The organism is Stenotrophomonas panacihumi, from assembly GCF_001431645.1.
GTDB lineage: Bacteria > Pseudomonadota > Gammaproteobacteria > Xanthomonadales > Xanthomonadaceae > Stenotrophomonas_A > Stenotrophomonas_A panacihumi.
In genome coordinates this window covers 36,850-52,633 of sequence record NZ_LLXU01000058.1, presented here as the reverse complement: position 1 = coordinate 52,633, position 15,784 = coordinate 36,850, and the positions used below count along the sequence as shown (strand labels likewise).

19 protein-coding genes are annotated in these 15,784 nt (G+C 64.9%); 15 read left to right on the top strand and 4 right to left on the bottom strand.

Going from position 1 to position 15,784, the window contains the following annotated elements; translation table 11 throughout:
* The first annotated feature begins 19 nt into the window (after positions 1–19).
* Positions 20–1,039 (top strand): ribonucleotide-diphosphate reductase subunit beta, encoded by a 1,020-nt coding sequence (locus ARC20_RS05170; protein WP_057645362.1) that lies wholly within the window; start codon positions 20–22, stop codon positions 1,037–1,039.
* Between the two features lie 249 nt (positions 1,040–1,288).
* Positions 1,289–1,732 (top strand): acyl-CoA thioesterase, encoded by a 444-nt coding sequence (locus tag ARC20_RS05165; RefSeq protein ID WP_057645360.1) that lies wholly within the window; start codon positions 1,289–1,291, stop codon positions 1,730–1,732.
* Positions 1,733–1,754: 22 nt separating this feature from the next.
* Here ARC20_RS05165 and ARC20_RS05160 read toward each other — a convergent pair whose 3' ends face one another.
* The 4 genes from ARC20_RS05160 to ARC20_RS05145 form a co-directional block, all read right to left on the bottom strand.
* Positions 1,755–2,267, bottom strand: a complete 513-nt coding sequence (locus ARC20_RS05160) for a hypothetical protein (protein WP_057645358.1) — start codon at positions 2,265–2,267, stop codon at positions 1,755–1,757.
* A gap of 68 nt (positions 2,268–2,335) precedes the next feature.
* Positions 2,336–3,280, bottom strand: coding sequence for a 2-dehydropantoate 2-reductase (gene panE / locus ARC20_RS05155; RefSeq protein WP_057645356.1), 945 nt, complete (start codon positions 3,278–3,280; stop codon positions 2,336–2,338).
* 10 nt (positions 3,281–3,290) lie between these two features.
* Positions 3,291–4,094, bottom strand: a complete 804-nt coding sequence (locus ARC20_RS05150; RefSeq protein WP_057645352.1) for an ABC transporter permease — start codon at positions 4,092–4,094, stop codon at positions 3,291–3,293.
* Positions 4,091–5,041: an ABC transporter ATP-binding protein gene (locus ARC20_RS05145; RefSeq protein WP_057645350.1), complete on the bottom strand. Its 951-nt coding sequence runs from the start codon at positions 5,039–5,041 to the stop codon at positions 4,091–4,093. The genes ARC20_RS05150 and ARC20_RS05145 overlap by 4 nt, the downstream gene beginning before the upstream one ends.
* 141 nt (positions 5,042–5,182) lie before the next feature.
* On the opposite strand from ARC20_RS05145, the gene ARC20_RS05140 reads away from it, so the two are divergent.
* The 13 genes from ARC20_RS05140 (at position 5,183) to ARC20_RS05095 (ending at position 15,762) form a co-directional block, all read left to right on the top strand.
* Positions 5,183–5,893 carry a ferredoxin--NADP reductase gene (locus tag ARC20_RS05140; RefSeq protein ID WP_057645691.1) on the top strand — a complete coding sequence of 237 codons (711 nt, stop codon included), beginning with the start codon at positions 5,183–5,185 and terminating at the stop codon, positions 5,891–5,893.
* Between the two features lie 128 nt (positions 5,894–6,021).
* A complete protein-coding gene (locus ARC20_RS05135) occupies positions 6,022–6,804 on the top strand; it encodes an alpha/beta fold hydrolase (protein WP_057645346.1) in 783 nt (260 codons plus the stop codon).
* A 150-nt stretch (positions 6,805–6,954) separates the two neighbouring features.
* Positions 6,955–8,175 (top strand): MFS transporter, encoded by a 1,221-nt coding sequence (locus ARC20_RS05130; protein ID WP_057645343.1) that lies wholly within the window; start codon positions 6,955–6,957, stop codon positions 8,173–8,175.
* Positions 8,176–8,245: 70 nt separating this feature from the next.
* A complete protein-coding gene (locus ARC20_RS05125; RefSeq protein ID WP_081418041.1) occupies positions 8,246–9,211 on the top strand; it encodes a sensor domain-containing diguanylate cyclase in 966 nt (321 codons plus the stop codon).
* 95 nt (positions 9,212–9,306) lie between these two features.
* Positions 9,307–9,606: a hypothetical protein gene (locus tag ARC20_RS05120; RefSeq protein WP_057645339.1), complete on the top strand. Its 300-nt coding sequence runs from the start codon at positions 9,307–9,309 to the stop codon at positions 9,604–9,606.
* A gap of 138 nt (positions 9,607–9,744) precedes the next feature.
* Positions 9,745–10,185, top strand: coding sequence for a hypothetical protein (locus ARC20_RS05115; protein ID WP_146165783.1), 441 nt, complete (start codon positions 9,745–9,747; stop codon positions 10,183–10,185).
* Positions 10,186–10,223: 38 nt separating this feature from the next.
* Positions 10,224–10,424, top strand: coding sequence for a hypothetical protein (locus ARC20_RS05110; protein ID WP_057645333.1), 201 nt, complete (start codon positions 10,224–10,226; stop codon positions 10,422–10,424).
* Between the two features lie 788 nt (positions 10,425–11,212).
* Entirely contained in the window at positions 11,213–11,773 is a 561-nt protein-coding gene (locus ARC20_RS05105) for a hypothetical protein (protein ID WP_057645328.1), read from the top strand.
* 572 nt (positions 11,774–12,345) lie between these two features.
* Positions 12,346–12,945, top strand: coding sequence for an STY0301 family protein (locus ARC20_RS18870; protein ID WP_425478443.1), 600 nt, complete (start codon positions 12,346–12,348; stop codon positions 12,943–12,945).
* Between the two features lie 41 nt (positions 12,946–12,986).
* Positions 12,987–13,358 carry a hypothetical protein gene (locus ARC20_RS18190; RefSeq protein WP_146165782.1) on the top strand — a complete coding sequence of 124 codons (372 nt, stop codon included), beginning with the start codon at positions 12,987–12,989 and terminating at the stop codon, positions 13,356–13,358.
* 887 nt (positions 13,359–14,245) lie between these two features.
* A complete protein-coding gene (locus ARC20_RS18185; RefSeq protein ID WP_146165781.1) occupies positions 14,246–14,548 on the top strand; it encodes a hypothetical protein in 303 nt (100 codons plus the stop codon).
* Between the two features lie 414 nt (positions 14,549–14,962).
* Entirely contained in the window at positions 14,963–15,571 is a 609-nt protein-coding gene (locus ARC20_RS05100; RefSeq protein WP_057645326.1) for a hypothetical protein, read from the top strand.
* Entirely contained in the window at positions 15,568–15,762 is a 195-nt protein-coding gene (locus ARC20_RS05095; protein WP_057645323.1) for a helix-turn-helix transcriptional regulator, read from the top strand. The genes ARC20_RS05100 and ARC20_RS05095 overlap by 4 nt, the downstream gene beginning before the upstream one ends.
* The last annotated feature ends 22 nt before the right edge of the window (positions 15,763–15,784 follow it).

Sequence of the window (15,784 nt, the reverse complement as noted above, 5' to 3'; positions counted from 1 at the left end):
AATACAAGGCAACAGCACAATGTCCGAACAACGCCGCCAGATGCTGCTCGACCCGGGTTTCGAACTGACCCTGCGTCCGATGCGCTACCCGCAGTTCTACGAGATGTACCGCAACGCGATCAAGAACACCTGGACGGTGGAGGAGATCAACTTCCAGATCGACATCTCCGACCTGCATTCGAAGATGACCGCGGCCGATCGCCACCTGATCCACCGCCTGGTCGCGTTCTTCGCCACCGGTGACTCGATCGTGTCCAACAACCTGGTGCTGAACCTGTACCAGCACCTCAATGCGCCGGAAGCGCGCATGTACCTGTCGCGCCAGCTGTACGAAGAAGCGCTGCACGTGCAGTTCTACCTGACCCTGCTCGACAACTACCTGCCGGACCCGGCCGAACGCGCCAAGGCGTTCTCGGCGGTGGAGAACATCGACTCGATCAAGAAGAAGGCCGAGTTCTGCTTCAAGTGGATCGACTCGATCCAGGGCCTGAAGCGCATCGAGACCCGCGAGCAGCGCCGCCAGTTCCTGCTCAACCAGATCTGCTTTGCCGCGTGCATCGAGGGCCTGTTCTTCTTCGCCGCCTTCGCCTACGTGTATTACTTCCGTTCGCGCGGCCTGCTGCCGGGCCTGGCCTCGGGCACCAACTGGGTGTTCCGCGACGAGAGCTGCCACATGGAGTTCGCGTTCGAGTCCGTGCGCCAGGTGCGCGAGGAAGAGCCGGACCTGTTCGACGATGCGCTGAAGCAGCAGGTCTACCAGATGCTGGAAGAGGCCATCGAGTGCGAGCTGCAGTTCGCCGAGGACGTGCTGTCCGGTGGCGTGGCCGGCATCTCGACCCGCGACATGCGCGAGTACCTGCAGCATTGCGCCGACCAGCACTTCGCCAAGCTGGGCATGGAGAAGAAGTACAACGTGCGCAACCCGCTGCCCTTCATGGAGCTGCAGGACGTGCAGGAGCTGACCAACTTCTTCGAGCGCCGCGTGTCGGCGTACCAGGTCGGCGTGCAGGGTGAGGTTTCTTTCGACCATGCGTTCTAAAGAACGCATGCGGGGTTTGGCGCTGCCCGCGTAGCGGGCAACGCCCCCAAGGTTGTGCTTCGCAAAACCTTGGGCCCCGGCCCTCCGCCTCCAATCCCCCGCGCCTTCGGCGCGCCCCCCTTACTAAGGGGGGCTCTTCAGCGGATGGATTGTGGGAAAGCCCCGGGACTTCCCGGGGTTTTTGCTTTTGTGCGCCCGGGGCGGTTCCGTCGGTGCACAATGGGGGCGACCCCATTCGCGCCTCCGGCCATGACTGAAATTTCCTCCGATACCGTCGAGTCCACCGACATCACGCCCGCCATCGCGCCTACCGAAGTGCGCATGGCCGAGATCGTGTTCCCCAACCACACCAATCACATGGGCACGCTGTTCGGTGGACAGGCGCTGGCGTGGATGGACAAGGCCGCGTTCCTCGCCGCCGCGCGCTATTCGCGCCACACCGTGGTCACGGCACGCTCGGACCAGGTCGATTTCAAACTGCCCATCCGGCAAGGGCAGATGGTCGAAACCATCGGCCGCGTGGTCGAGGTCGGCCGCAGCTCCATTCGCGTCGAGGTCGAACTCGTCGCCGAAGACCTGGCCACCGGCGAGCGCAAGCTGTGCACGCGCGGCCACTTCGTGATGATCGCACTCGGTCCCGATGGCAAGCCGACGCCCGTGCAGCCGCTGCCGTTCGCGGTCGCCAGCGCCTGAGCCACACGCGCCGGGTCGCCGCTCAGGCGACCTTGTGGTCCTCGCGCTTGGCTTCTTCCATCGCTTCGGGCTCCAGTTCTTCCGCGCTGCGATTTAGCCGCACGAACAGGCCCCAGGCCACCAGCAGCATCGCGGTGCAGGCGCCCACGGCCGCGGCGTAGGGCAACTGCCGCGGGTCTTCGTGCATCAGTTCGAAGATCGAGACCAGCGTTTCGATCGCCAGCGCAATGACGATCACCACGAAGAAGCGCGAAAGATAGCGGCGCACGCGCGTGGGGCCGCTGACTTTCACGTCGCGCATCACTTCCTCTTCGAAGATCGTCTGGGCCAGCTCCAGCGTGACCAGCGCCACGGTCAGCATGCCGATTGCTTCGAGCACGGTATTGAAGCGGTCGCGCGTGCTCTGCTCGATGCCCGGGGTGAAGCCGTGCCACAACTCGTAGCCGGCCATCGCCACCAGGCCGGCGGCGCAGGCGACGAAGAACACGATCACCACGACGTGCCCGCCGCGGAATACCTGCTCGAAGATTTTCATGGACGCCTGCCCGGGATGCCGGCGGGCAGCATCCCCGGGCGCGCGTCAGCGCCGCGCGAAAGCCGGCCTCAGGCGCGGCTCATGCGCTCCAGCTGGTAAGCCTGCAGGTGCACGAAGGCCGCCATCAGCCACGGCGCGTTGCGGCCGGTGTCGCGCACGCGCGCGAGCATGTCGCCCACGATCTGCCGCGCTTCCACCTGCCGGCCCGCTTCCAGGTCGCGCAGCATCGAGGCCTTGAGTTCGGAACCCGGCGCCAGCAGCGTCTGCAACGCCTTCTCGCGGGCGGGCAGGGGGATCACCTGGCCGTCGGCTTCCGAGGCGATCAGGGTTTCGTTGTACAGGCCGTTGATCAGCGCGCGGCCGTCCTCGGTTTCGACGATGCGGCCGATCGGCGCGCGCGTCAGGCAGGTGGCGGCCGCCAGGCTGCACAGGAAGGTGTACTTGACCCACTGCTCCTGCGCGATCGCCGGCGAGGCGACATGGTCGATGCCCGCCTGCGCGCAGGCCTCGGCGAAGGCGCGCACGCGCGGGCTCAGGTGCGCGCTGTCGCGCTCGCCGAAGGTGATCGAGGCCGGCTTGCCCAGGTGCAGGATTTCGCCGTCCGGCCCCTGCGCGGCGCTGATGAAGCACAGCCCGCCGAGCACGTTGCCGTGGCCGAAGTGCGCATCCAGTTCCTTGTAGTGCTGCAGGCCGTTGAGGATCGGCAGCACCGTGGTGCCTTCGCCGATGGCCGGGGCGATGGCGTCGATCGCGCTGCCCAGGTCGTAGGCCTTGCAGGCGAGGATCACCAGGTCGAAGGGCGCCAGCGCGGCGGCGGCGCCCACCGATTCGGCGGTGACGTGCTTGACCGGGAAATCGGCATCGCCCAGCGGGCTGCGGATGCGCAGGCCGTCGCGGTCGAGCTGGTGGGCGCGGCGTTCGCGCACCAGGAAGGTGACGTCCAGCCCGGCCTGGGCCAGGCGACCACCGAAATAGCCGCCGGTACCGCCGGCGCCGAGGATGAGAATGCGCATGTCGGTCTCCTCAGCTGCGCAGGCCAACGCCGCGCCGCAGCAGCCACAGGCCCAGAGCGCCCAGCACCACCACGAAGCCGATCATCAGCGTGTAGGCCACCCACAGCGGCACGTCGCTGGTGCCGAGCAGGCCGTAGCGGAACGCGTTGACCATGTAGAAGATCGGGTTGGCGTGCGTGGCGGCCTCGGCCCACGGCGGCAGCAGCGTCACCGAATAGAACACGCCGCCCAGGTAGGTGAGCGGGGTGAGGATGAAGGTCGGCACGATCGCCACGTCGTCGAACTTCTTCGCGTACACCGCGTTGATGAAGCCGGCCAGCGAGAAGATCGTCGCGCCCAGCAGCACCGTGGACAGCGTCACCAGCGGGTGCGGGATGCGCACCGGGGTGAAGAACATCGCGATGATCAGCACGATCACGCCGACCATCAGGCCGCGCAGCACCGCGCCGGCGACGTAGCCGGTGAGGATCACCCAGTTGGGCATCGGCGAGACCAGCAGCTCCTCGACATGGCGGCCGAACTTGGCGCCGAAGAACGAGGAGGAGATGTTGCCGTAGCTGTTCTGGATCACGCTCATCATCACCAGGCCCGGGACGATGAAAGCCATGTAGTCGTAGCCGCCCATCGGGCCGACCTTCGAGCCGATCAGGCCGCCGAAGATCAGGAAGTACAGCGTCATGGTGATGGCCGGCGGCACCAGGGTCTGGCCCCAGATGCGCAGGATGCGCTTGACCTCGCGGCGCACGATGGTGCCCAGCGCGACCAGGTTGCGCTGGGTGTCGCTCTGCGGGGCGACGGGCTGGGTGGCGCTCATGCCTTGGTCTCCAGGTTGGCGGTGAGGCGCACGAACAGCTCCTCCAGGCGGTTGGACTTGGTGCGCATCGAGCGCACGCGGATGCCGGCGGCCTGCAGCGCGGCGAAGATGCGGTTGAGGTCCATCGCGCGCGGCATTTCCAGGTCCAGCGTGTGCGCGTCGGCGGCCACGAGCGTGACGCCCTCGATGGCCGGCAGCTGCGCGGGCAGGTCGCCGTCGATGTCGAACAGGAAGCCTTCCACGTCCAGCTTGGCCAGCAGCGCGCGCATCGGGCCCTGCTCGACGATGCGGCCGTGGTTGATGATCGCCAGGTGCCGGCACAGGCTCTCGGCTTCTTCCAGGTAGTGCGTGGTGAGGATGATGGTGGTGCCGGCGCCGTTGATCTCGCGCAGCACGCGCCACATGTCGCGGCGGATCTCGATGTCCACGCCGGCGGTGGGCTCGTCGAGGATCAGCAGGCGCGGGCGGGTCATCATCGCGCGGGCGATCATCAGCCGGCGCTTCATGCCGCCGGACAGCGTGCGGCTCATCACCTGGGCCTTCTCCCACAGGTGCGCGCGCTTGAGCTCGGCCTCGGCCAGCGCCTCGGCTTCCTCGCGCGGCATGCCGTAGAAGCCGGCGTAGTTCACCAGGATGTCGAACGGCTTCTCGAACAGGTTGAAGTTGATCTCCTGGGGCACCAGGCCGATCAGCCGCATCGCGGCGCTGCGTTCGCGCACCAGGTCGGTGCCGAACACCTCCACCTGGCCCTCGGTGAGGTTCACCAGCGAGGAGACGATGCCGATGAGGGTGGACTTGCCGGCGCCATTGGGGCCCAGCAGGGCGAAGAAGTCGCCCTCCTGCACCTCCAGCGAGACGCCCTTGAGCGCCTGCACGCCGGTGTCATAGGTCTTGCGCAGGTCCCGCACGCGCAGCGCGGGGGCCTGGGAACGGGAATCCGGGTTCAAGCTCGTGCCTTCGCCGGGAGGCCGGCGCTCCGAAAATACAGCCGTTATTATAGAAGCCCCCCGCGGGCCTGGCCCCGGCTACAGACTGTTCCATTCCGCCTCGTGCCCGTCCAATTCCCGCTCAAGCTCGTCGACCGCCGCATGATCGCGCCCACGGTCGGCCACTATTGTTTCGTCCGTGATGACGGCCAGCCCCTGGATTTCCAGCCCGGCCAGTTCATCCAGGTCCATTTCGAGTACGCCGACGGCACCCCCGCCAAGCGCAGCTACTCGCTGGCGACCATCCACGACCACGCGCTGGGCCCGGGCGAGGCGGTGGAGATCGCCGTCAGCTTCGTGCCCGGTGGCGCCGCCACGGCGCTGTTCGAGGCCCTGGCCCCCGGGCACCCCCTGCAGGCCAGCGGCCCCTACGGGCGCTTCTGCCTGCAGCCGGGCGACCACAACCAGCGCTACCTGCTGATCGCCACCGGTACCGGCGTCACCCCGTACCGTTCGATGTTGCCGCTGCTGGCCCAGGCCATCGCCGGGCGGAACATCGAGGTGGTGCTGCTGCAGGGTGCGCGCAACGACGAGGAGCTGCTGTACGGGGAGGACTTCCGCGCCTTCGCCGACGCGCACCCGGCGTTCCGCTACGTGCCGTGCTACTCGCGCGGCATCCCCGACGGCGCCCACCCGGACGCGCGCCACGGCTACGTGCAGCAGCACCTGCCGGAGTTCGCCCCGGACCCGGCGCGCGACATCGCCTACCTGTGCGGCAACCCGAACATGGTCGACGCCTGCTTCGAGGCGCTGAAGGAAGCCGGCCTGCCGGGCGCGCAGATCCGCCGCGAGAAGTACGTCAGCAGCAAGTAATCCGGGTGCGCGCGTAACGCTCTGTTGCAGGCATTGTGTCCGCAATGCGGTGGAACGCATGCCGGAGGGAGACCTATAAAACGATGGCCATGCATGCATGGCTTCCGTTTCCTCCCTGAAGGTGCTTCATGTCCCGATACTCCCTCGCTACTTCCGTCCTGGGCAGTGGCAGTGGTCTGCTGCTCGCGCACGGCGCGGCGTCCTCGGTCGCCGATAGCTTTGGCCCGATCCTCGAAACGCTTTCCGGCCAGCATCGCCTGGTAGGCGCCGACTATCCCGGTTCCGGCGCTTCGCCGCAGGTCGATGCCCCGCTTTCCCTCGATACGCTGGCCGATTCCCTGGTCGCCGCAGCCGATGCCGACGGCCTGGAGACTTTTGCCGTACTTGGCTACTCGCTCGGAGGGCTGGTGGCGATGCGGGTGGCCGAGCGCCATCCGCAGCGCGTCACCGCGCTGGTGCTCACCGCCACCGCGGGCGAACTACCGGCGTCCAGCCGCCAGCTGGCGATCGCGATTGCGGCGCTGCATCCCCTGCCACAGACGCATGTCGCGCTGGCGCGGATCATGGCGGCGCTGGCCCTCTCGGAGCAGGCCCTGGCGGCTTTGCCCGCCGAACATGTGGAGGCCATGGTAAGCGGGCTGGCGCAGGGCCTGCCCGCAGGAACCGGCGCGCAGTTCGATGTCGCCGCGCAGGCGGATGCGCGGGCCCAGCTCGCGCGCATCAAGGTGCCAACCCTGGTCGTGGTCACCAGCGAGGATCGGCTGATACCGCCCGCCGCCCAGCGCCAGCTCGCCGCCGGGATCGCTGGGGCGGAAAAGGTCGAAATCGCCAGTGGCCATCTGATCGGCATGGAAGCCCCCGCGTCCTGGGGCGAGGCCGTGCGGGACTTCCTCGCGCGCGTGGCGCGCTGATGCTTGCGTTCACGCGGGGACTTCACGGGGGTGGCGTTGCCGCCCCCGTGTCGGCGCGGGGGCGGCTACGGGCAGCACCACGGGTGCGTGTGACTTGCACTGTGCTGCCACGCAGCAATACTAGACGTCCCCCACGTTGACCCCCCTGCGATGAATCACCCACACGAGGCGCTCGCCTCGCGGCTCACTGCCGCCCAACGCCTGCTGATCCTCATCGCCCTTTCGCTGGGCGGCTTCGCCATCGGCACCAGCGAGTTCGCCAGCATGGGCCTGATGCTGGAGATCAGCCGCGGGCTGGGCATCAGCGAGAGCCAGGTCGGGCATCTGATCAGCGCCTACGCCGTGGGCGTGGTGGTCGGCGCGCCGGTGCTCGCCTTCGCCGGCGCGCGCCTGCCGCGGCGCACCCTGCTGCTCCTGCTGATGGGCTTCTACGCGGTGGGCAACCTCGGCAGCGCACTGGCGCCGAACTACGAGATCGCGCTGCTGGCGCGCTTCGTCGCCGGCCTGCCGCATGGTGCGTATTTCGGCGTGGCGATGCTGGTGGCCGCGGCGATCAGCCCGCCCGAACAGCGCGGCGCGGCGGTCTCCAAGGTGCTGCTGGGTTTGTCGGTGGCCATCCTGGTGGGCAACCCGCTGACGACCTGGCTGGGCCAGCACGCGAGCTGGCGCATCGCCTTCGGGCTGGTGAGCGTGCTGGCGGTGATCACGGTGGCGCTGATTGCGCGCTTCCTCGCCCCGGACCCGAACGAGCCGCGCACCACGCCGATGCGCGAGCTGAAGGCGTTCAACCGCCCGCAGGTGTGGCTGGCGCTGGCGATCGGCGCGATTGGCTTCGCCGGCATGTTCTGCGTGTTTACCTATCTCTCGCCGACGCTGGTGCGCGTGACCGGCGTGTCGGAACGCTGGATGCCGCTGGCCGTGGGCGCGTTCGGCATTGGCGCGCTGATCAGCAACTTCGCCGGCGGCTGGCTGGTGGACCGCTTCCAGTTCCGCGCCGCGGGGCTGGTGCTGGTGTGGTCGATCGCGGTGCTGCTGCTGTATCCGCTGGCCGCGCACAGCCTGTGGAGCGTGTTGCTCGCGGTGGTGGCGGTGGGCACGATGGGCGCGCTGGCGGTGATCCTGCAGACGCGGCTGATGGATGCGGCCGGCGAGGCGCAGACGCTGGCGGCCGCGTCGAACCACGCGGCGTTCAATACCGCCAACGCGCTCGGCCCGTGGCTGGGCGGCATGGCGATCGACGCGGGACACAGCCCGGCATCCACGGGTTACGTGGGCGCGGCGACCGCGGTGGCCGGCCTGCTGCTGTGGGCGGTGGCGGTGTGGTGGGAGCGGCGCGAAGGGCGGGCGGTGGCGGAGATCGCCGGCTCCTGATCCGTCGGTCCCCGCAGCAGCAAGGGCGCTGCGTCACACACGCGCCCCTGCAATTGCCTACCATGCGGCCATGAGCACCGTTCCAGACGCCGCCCTCGGCCAGGGCCAGCCGCACCCGCTTCCCGAAAGCCCCGACGTCTACCGGACGTTGCTCGAATCCACCAAGGCGATTCCCTGGAAGATCGACTGGGCGACGATGCGCTTCGCTTACATCGGCCCGCAGATCGAGACGCTGCTCGGCTGGACGCAGGATAGCTGGCAGACGGTGGACGACTGGGTCACGCGCATGCACCCGGAAGACCGCGACTACGTGGTGAACTTCTGCGTGTCGCAATCGCAGGCGGGCGTGGACCACGAGGCCGACTACCGCGCGATGACGCGCGACGGCGGCTACGTGTGGATTCGCGACGTGGTGCACGTGGTGCGCCACGAGAATGGCGAGGTCGATTGCCTGATCGGCTTCATGTTCGACATCAGCGAGCGCAAGCGCGCCGAGGATGAACTGCTGCGGCTGCATCGCGAGCTCGAACAGCTCTCGCTGACCGACGGCCTCACCGGCATCGCCAACCGGCGCATGTTCGACCAGCGGCTGGAGACCGAGTGGGCCGATGCGCGGCGCAGCGGCAAGCCGGTGTCGCTGGTGGTGCTGGATATCGACCACTTCAAGCAGTTCAACGACGCGCATGGCCATGTGGCCGGCGACGAGTGCCTGCGTCGCGTGGCCGAGGCGCTGCGCGACGTGGTGCAGCGTCCGCGCGACGTGGTGGCGCGCTTTGGCGGCGAGGAATTCATCCTGTTGCTGCCGGAGACCGATGCCGCGGCCGCGCGCGAGCTGGCGGCGCAGTGCGTGGAAAGGCTCACTGCGTTGCGCATCGTGCACGGCGGGCAGGGCGCGGGCGACTACGTCACCGCCAGCCTGGGCGTGGGGACGGTGCAGGTGGCCGGCGCTTGCACCGCGCGTGCGTTCGTGGAGGCGGTGGATGGGCGGTTGTACGCGGCCAAGCGGGGTGGGCGGAATCGGGTTGAGGTGTTGTGAGCTGCGCGTCCGGGAAATAAGGCCCGGCCAGCCTGCATGTGGCTTTGACATCGCTCCGAGCATGATGCGGCCCCATTTCCCGAACCCATGGCCCCATGCTTTCCCCTTTGGACGAGGTAGAAACTCGACTGTTCAGGCGCGGCGTCAGCGACCAGGAAGTCCGGCAGGCCGTGGAGCTGGTGCGCGAACATATACGTTCCCCGGCGTCGGTGGGCATGGACGAGGCAGACTGGTGGCACTCGTTCGGGCTGATCTTCGATGACCTCACCCGCAACTTCGCACCGGCCCAGCTCGCGGCCTTCGAGATCGCGGTAGATACCCTGCTGGTGCATGCCGGCATGAGCACCTGGACGGTGATGCGCCACCAGCCAGCCAGCACCCTGCGCGCGGCATGACCACAGTATTGATCACTTCCGTCGGCGTAGTGATATCAGTCGGCGAGAGCGATCTTTTGGTGGCAAGATAAGTCGGTATCCGGCGGAGTGGCTGGAAGAATGCGAGGGGAGCGAGCGGGAATGACTCACAGGATGTGTTTGGTCGCGTCTCTGCTGGTCAGCCTTTGGGTGCAGTCCTCCTCAGCCGCTGAAGTAACGCGGCGCGTATTGATACAAGGCCCGACGATCGTCGCGTTCGCACCGCCTTCCGTTGAAACGGCCACCGATGAAGGCGCCGCCGAGGCGATCGCGCATCTCCAGTTCGCGCTCGATGACGTAAGCAAGTGCGCGTCGTCCAAGCACGTCAAGATAAAGGTGGTGTTTGTCTATGCCGATGCCATCGAGATGCGTGACAGCGGGACAACTCGCGCGCTGGCGGTAAACCGGCTCGGCCAGGGGATCGGTGGTGTGCTCGTGGCGCCAGGGCGACAGGCGCACGTGGTGGCGTCGAGGGAAGGGCCGTCGATGTTGCAGGAGCTGTTGCCTGAGGCGGTGTCCGCGTATTGGGGTATCGAGGCTTGCCACGGCGCCGTGCGCTAGCGGATGTGCGCGATGGATTTGCCGATAGGGATCAAGCGATGCGCAAGTTTGAATGTTGGTTGTATGGAACCGTGTTTGGCATTGGCGCAGTGCTCTTGTTGATTCGCGGCCTGGTGCCTTTCCCCAGGGAGCATCTGTTCACGGAAGTATTCTGGATTTTCATCGGCGTCGATGCGTTTTGTTTCATCGTAAGCTTTCTGTGCTTCAGGCGAATTTTCCTCGCATCGCGGGACGGTTGATCCTTCGGGGCCCGCGGACTACTGGTTACACCTGCTGGAATGACAGGGGCTGACGTGCTGAAACAAGTGTTCCTGCTATTGAGCCTGCTGCAAGCCCCCTCGGCCTCCGCGGCACAGTCGTCCGATGATTGTGCCCGGCTGCCACGCAGCGTGGCGGATACGGCACTGAAACATTTCCCTAAAGCCCATGTGGTGACGCAGCGCGATCTGTACCGAGACGACCAGGCCCTATGGGCCGCGGCTTACGGCGGTGCATGCCCAGGATGGACAAGCGGCACATTCCGGCCCGGGTCGCGCCAGTACGTTGTTTCCATCGTTGACTCCTCGGCGGGCGGGATCACGCAAGCGCTACTGCTGGTCGGTGCTTCTCACACGGATCGAAAGCCCTTGGTGCTTAGCCCGATGCAGAAGGTGGCGCGAGTAAGCGTGGTGAGGCGCTCGCCCGGTAAGGGAGGCCGGCCTGACGCCGTGATCTACGAGGCCATGGAGGCTGGGACCATGGTGTTCTCTTGGTCCGAGGGTGAATTCCGGTCTGAAGTGACGTCCGAATAGGTGGCGGCGTGATGTTGCACGTGGTTGACGCACTCACGCCCGGTGACGCGAAGAGATCGCCGCACCGCCAAACCTTCGTATAAATCCATCGGTCCAAGAGATAGCTGGTTGGAAGAATCCGCAGGGACAACACTGGAACCTCATTCCCATGCGCCGCCCACGAGGGCCCGGCGCCGGAATGAACCCCTCAACGCCGCACCTGTTCGCGGCGATTCATTCCCCCAGAGGATCCAGCCATGTCGGACATCATCATCACGGACAAGCAGCTCTCTTCTTCCGCCTATACCGCCACCATCAACGTGCCGATCGAGAAGGTCGATATCGCCGAGTGGCTGTTCAACCTCCCCGAGGCCGAGTACCAGCGTTGCTGCCCGCCCGACCACATCTCGGCCGGCACCACCACCACCGATGATGGCAAGCGCATGTCCATCAACGTCGAGATGATCGGCCAGACGTTGATGGTCCAGCACTATGTCGCCGAAGTCGCCACGCCGACCCTGTGCAAGATGGTGTCCACGTCGGACGCCTTCACCCCGAACGGTCGCACCCGCGTGCAGGTCATCTGGACGCTGAGCGTGAAGAAGATCGACGAGAACACCTGCGAGTACACCAACAGCGTGGTGGCGCATCCGACGCAGGAGTTCCTCGACTTCATTGCCCAGCATGGCACCCCGTTCGCGGACGCGGCCGAGGCACGCCAGCGCGACGGTGGCAACCACAACAGCCGCGAGACGCCGCTGTTCGCCGCCAGCATCGAGCGTCGGGCGTTGGCGCGCAGCAGCGCCAAGGCCGCCTGAGTGTTGACGGGCCCTGCGTCGGCAGCAGATTCTCGGCTAGGGTCTAGGTTTACGGACTTCCGCAAGCGCCCATGTTCATGGGCCTATGCATCGTGCGCCTGACAGGTGCTGGTTCTTCCACACAGGCAGAGTCTATGAAATGAAGGTTCTTATGGTAATCCTGGGCTCTGTGCTGATGGCATTGATAGTGCTTTGGATTTTTACGCCCACATCGGTTTCTACGGCGCAAACTGCTTTTGAGCACCTGCCGAAGAATGAGTTTTCGGATATACGCAGCGAAGCGATAGCGTTCGAGCGGGCCAATCCAATTGAGGGTGTCGCATTGAACGAGGGAGATATGGGCTCGCAGTCGATCCAATTCACATGCAAGGGGGTGCCGGTGCTCACTGTCGTAAATTGGTCCGAAGCGCTCGTTCTAATGGAGCACATCGATGCGAGTCGTCGTGCCCCAGACGTGCAAGCTTTCGGGGAGCGACTCCATTCGAGGTTGAAATCAACCAGGAGGATCTTGTCCGAGAGCCCCTTTGCTGATCACATGGGCTGGCTCGGAACATTTGTGATGAAACACAGAGATGGCTTGGACTTGTCGACGGAGTGCCACGAGAGGGACTCTGGAACGATTCGTTCTCGGGGCTGATCATGGCCGCGTCGTGCTGCGACCGTTTTGTAGCGGGTGGAGTGAAGAATCAGTCGATTCCATGCACGTGGCCCTGATGGAAAGGAGAATAATGGGGAGCATCGATTGGCGGCGCATTCGCTTCTTGTGCGTGGCGCTGCTTTGCGGGTTTCAGTTCTTCCCGCAGCCAGCGCACGCGCAGTCGTGCCCAACCGCTATCCGTGTACTGGAGGCAGCAAAAGCATTGCCCGTAGGGTGGGGCAGTACAGAGGCGTCTTCGAACCGGGATTTGGTGGGCCTGAACATCATTGAAGGGCGCCTGCACGATGACCAGAGTGACAACGCCGTGCTCAAGCCATGGGGTGGAGCGGCTGGAGAAGCACTCTGGAAATTCGTAAAGCCAGCAGGGGGTGCGGAACTTTGGATGCAGTGCATCTACGAAGGATCAGGCGTGGCCTTGACCAGAAGGGTGGAACCAAAGGCGACTCATTGCTCGGAAAAGCGAGTCGCAGCTGAAGGCGGAGTGAGAAAAGTTTTGAGGGCCTTCTGTGAGTAGGTTCTGATTGGGGTAACGGGGTTGACCCAATGAATGACAGAATGGCCCATTCGGATGTCGAGGGGCCCAGGAAGGGCGACGCCTGGTGTGCCTTTCCGCAGTCGAAATTCGAGGTGCCGAAGCGATTGAGGAGAGGGGACGAGGTAAAGCGCGCAACAACATTGCTCTTCTTAATTGCGCTGGCCGGGTGTGGTCACTCGTCTGTATCCGCCGCAGATGCAAGAAAGCTGGCCGATGCAGAGATGTACAAGCACTGCGCTTCCCGCATGACCAATTGCGTAGGCCTTTCTTTCAACTCAGTGAGAAGAACTAATGGTCTGTGGCTGGTTGAGTATGAGGCGAAGGATTATCTGTACGGCGCCATAGTGGACGATAATGGCTCGGTCGAGATTACATTCACCAATGAGAAATAGGCAGTCAGCTGTCGTCTAGCCATCCCCAGGGAGGATGCGTTGCGTCCTCCGAGCCAAAAAAGTAATTCAACTTGGCTAGCGTTGATGCTGAAGCGCCGAAGGTCATGCACCGGATGCGAGTTGCGGCTGTCGGCCTGGCATCCATCGCGCCGGTGGGCAGAAAGGCATAGTTTGTGCTGCCACACCCAGCAAAGTTTGTATGCAAGGACACCATGCGAGCTTATTGGTGCGCCGTATGATCGAGCATAGTTTGTAGAAATTCCATACTTTCATAGGCATATGTAGGATCGGGAGCCCGATCCTCAGCACCATAGTTTGCATTGCACAGATGGGTGGACCTTAGCGAACGAGGGGTGGGGCGGTGCACCAAGCGGTTCGGTGGCGATCTGCGCGGCCTGGTAGCCATGGAGCGACTGGCAGAGATCGATCGGCCTCGTGAACTGCGACAGTGCCTTGTAGATCCCCTAAGTGCGCGGCCGGCGCAAGGTATGTACCGCCACCGAAATGGTCGAGCAGAGCGCCAAGCCGAGCGTGAGGGCAATGGCGATGACGCCGGGCGACAGGCCCTCGCGTGGGCCTGTCGCCGGCAAAGCAACGACTAGTCGCAATGGCGAGCAGGGCAGCTGAGATACTGGTAGATCCAAAATGCCCGACAGGATCGCAGCACGACCTGTGCTATCGAAACCATAAGTTGTCGCCACATCACCGGCAACCGCGACCTCCTCCTTCAGCTTAAGTGTCAGAGGCTAAGCAGCTTGCCGAATCCCAGCGCCTCAGGGCCCTTCAGCCGATGTTGCGCCCGGCATAGAGCCGCACTCCAAGAAAAAGTCTAGGCGCGCATCTATCGCCCGAAGAGACCTGCTGAACTAGAGCGACTTCTCCACAACATGGTCGACGTCAATAACCAAGATGCGATCGGATCGGCGCACGACTCCGCTTATGACTACAGCAGTTTCGAACACACAGATTCCTTTCTCGCCACGTTTCAGGCATTGGCGCCGCCATTTTTGATTCAGTGCGTCGTATTCTGGATTTCCGAACGCACGTCCGATGTCGAGGACATTCTGGCTGTCGCCGCACTGCTCATCAATAATATAGCCATAGTGAAGACTGTCCGTTCTAAATACGCCGGACACTGTCACACTCCTATCGACGTATTGATCTCCGGCTCCATTTATCCGGCAGATTGATACGCTAGGCACGCCAGATGGAACAGGCGGCGCTGCCGCGCAAGCTGTCGCCAGCACCGCGGCCACAGCCACGACCGCTGACCTAACAGACTTTCCGACTGTCTTACTCATTGGGTGAGTTCCTTAGGCGGCGGGGCTGAGGCTGTTGGCGGTTCTTCCAATTTTCCACTGATATCTCGACAGCTTCCTCGAGTGCTCCATCCTCAGCCGCGGGATGCCTCGCCGTGGGGAGGAGGTTCGAGGCGACTTTGCCTGCTGCGCTATATTACGTGCACCAAAGTTTGTGCATCAGCATTCGCACCGTAGTTTGTAAGTCGGCTACCAGCTATGGCGTTCTGTGCGGTAAAGCTCACTTGACAACGTCCTGCCCCATCGTCAACCTGATGTAAAGCATCATTGACAGGGGCTCCCGCAGTGACCGCAATCCTCTCGCGCAGCAAACGCCTGCGCGGCCTGGCCGTTATCGCCACGCTCCTCGCCGCAGCCGCCTACCTCCCGGCCCTCGGCCTGCCCTTGCGCTACCACGACTTCACCGCCGGCCTCGCCTGGGGCATGGGGGGTGCGCTCCTGCTCGCCTGCGCCCTGCACACGCTGCGCCCGCAGTGGCTCCCAGACGAATCCGACCGCCTCCAGCAGCAGCTCTCCCGCCGCTACCTGCGCGAAGCCACTCCCGGCCTGCTGGTCTATCTCGCCCTGCTGATCCTCTCGCCCTGGCTCTCCACCTACCCGCACGGCCCGTGGCTGGTCGCCCTCGTCTGCCTGCTGCCCCTCGCCGCCATCGCCCTGCTCCTGCGCGCCGCACTGCGCTATCTGCGGGATGCCGACGAGCTGCAACGCAAGATCGAGCTCGAATCCCTGGCCATCGCCGCGCTGGTCGTCCCGCAGCTCTACTTCTCCGCCTGGGTGTTGCAGCGCTTCGGCCTCATCCATGTCGAGGCCGAGCCGGCCATGTCGTGGGTCTTCGCCGGCATCCTGCTGGTGCGCGTGCTCGCCAGCCTGTGGCTGCGGCGGCGCTACCAATGAAGAACCGCCTGCGCGAACTGCGCGAGGGGCAGGGCTGGTCGCAGGGCCAGCTGGCCGAGGAACTGGGGGTGTCCCGGCAGACGGTCAACGCGCTGGAAACCGGCAAGTACGATCCCAGCCTGCCGCTGGCGTTCCGCATCGCCCACCTGTTCGGGGAGGCGATCGAACGGATTTTCCTGTACGAAACATGAGATGTTGAAGTGGGGAGCGGGG